Below are 1662 nucleotides of genomic sequence, written 5' to 3'. Positions count from 1 at the left end.
GGCGGGCGGCGGGGTGGCGGGCCTTCCGCAGCCGCCCGCCGTCGTCCACGGGGATCTGTGGTCGGGCAACGTCCTGTGGTCCGCGGACGGCCGTGCCCGTCTGATCGACCCGGCCGCGCAGGGCGGTCACCCCGAGACGGATCTGGCGGTGCTGGAGCTGTTCGGCTGCCCGCACCTGGAGCGGCTGCTGGCGGCGTACGAGGAGGTCCGTCCGCTGCCCGGCCGCAGGGGGCGCGTGCCGCTGCACCAGCTCCAGCACCTGCTGGTGCACGCCGTCCTCTTCGGCTCCGGCTACGGCGCCCGCTGCGGTACGGCGGCCCGGGCGGCGCTCGGCTGAGCCGCGCACGTACGCTCGAAGGCGCCGGACGGGCTGGCGGGGGAGAGCGACGAGGAGCGGGACATGACGCGCGAGCGGGACGGGCGGAACGAGCGGGGCGGCGTCCACGGGAACGGAGACGGGGACGGGACGCGGGTGGTGCGGGCCGGGCTGCCCGAGGAGGAGCCGTACGCGCCGCCGCTGCCGGGTCCGGTGCTGGCCGCGCACTTCCACCTGCCCGGCGATCCGGCGCAGGCCCCCTACTCCTACGGCCGCGACGGCAACCCCACCTGGACGGGCCTGGAGAGCGCCATCGGCGAGCTGGAGGCCCCCGGCGACGAGACGGCGCGCACGACCGTCTTCGCCTCCGGCATGGCCGCGATCTCCGCGGTGCTGCTGTCGCGGACGCGGCCCGGCGACGTGGTGGTGCTGCCCTCGGACGGCTACAACCTGCTCGTCCCGATGCGCGAGCGGCTGGAGGGCTGGGGGGTGGAGGTTCGTACCGCGCCCACCGGCGGCGACGCACAGCTCGACGCCCTGGACGGGGCGGCGCTGCTGTGGATCGAGTCCCCCTCCAACCCCGGTCTGGACGTGTGCGACATCCGCCGCCTGGCCGACGCCGCCCACGAGCGCGGCGCGCTGGTCGCCGTGGACAACACCCTGGCCACCCCGCTGGGCCAGCGGCCGCTGGAACTGGGCGCCGACTACGCGGTGGCCAGCGGCACCAAGGCGCTGACCGGCCACGGTGACGTGCTGCTGGGCTATGTGACGTGCCGGGATCCGGAGCTGGCGGCGTCGGTGCGGCTGTGGCGCAAGACGGTCGGGGCGATCCCCGGGCCGGTGGAGGCGTGGCTGGCGCACCGCTCCCTGGCCACGCTGGAGCTGCGCACCGAGCGGCAGGCCGCGAACGCGCTCGCCGTCGCCGAGGCGCTGCGCGAGCGGCCGGAGGTGCGCGACGTACGGCACCCGGGGCTGACGGACGACCCGGCGCACCCGGTGGCGGCGCGGCAGATGCGGCGTTTCGGCTGCGTGGTCTCCTTCACGCTGCCGGACAAGGGGTTCGCCGAGCGTTTCCTGGCCGCGCTGCGGCTGGTGGACGACGCGACGAGCTTCGGCGGGGTGCGCTCCACCGCCGAGCGGCGCGGCCGGTGGGGCGGGGACGCGGTGCCGGAGGGTTTCGTGCGGATGTCGGTGGGTGTGGAGGACGCGGCCGATCTGGTCGCCGACATCCGGGCGGCGCTGGACGAAGCCGGGCGCGGCTGACGTACGGCGCTGCTCCCGACGTACGGGGGTGCCGACGTGCGGGGCGGCGCGGAGGGGTGTGAAGGGGCGTGGAGGGACTCGGC

2 protein-coding genes are annotated in these 1662 nt (G+C 76.5%); both read left to right on the top strand.

The window, feature by feature from the left end; all coding sequences use genetic code 11:
* Positions 1 to 337: fructosamine kinase family protein (locus L7D48_RS28635; RefSeq protein WP_237883993.1), on the top strand; the 337-nt coding region annotated here is incomplete at its 5' end.
* A gap of 63 nt (positions 338 to 400) precedes the next feature.
* The gene (locus L7D48_RS28630) at positions 401 to 1579 is read left to right on the top strand and encodes a cystathionine gamma-lyase (protein WP_237883991.1); all 1179 of its coding nucleotides are present in this window, start codon (positions 401 to 403) and stop codon (positions 1577 to 1579) included.
* Positions 1580 to 1662: the final 83 nt, after the last annotated feature.

The organism is Streptomyces sp. ICN903 (genome assembly GCF_022015835.1).
GTDB lineage: Bacteria > Actinomycetota > Actinomycetes > Streptomycetales > Streptomycetaceae > Streptomyces > Streptomyces fenghuangensis.
This window is presented reverse-complemented; position numbering and strand designations above follow the sequence as displayed.

Bases quoted from the DNA above. Each gene is read 5' to 3' on its own strand.
- L7D48_RS28630 (WP_237883991.1), top strand. From the start codon at position 401: ATGACGCGCGAGCGGGACGGGCGGAACGAGCGGGGCGGCGTCCACGGG.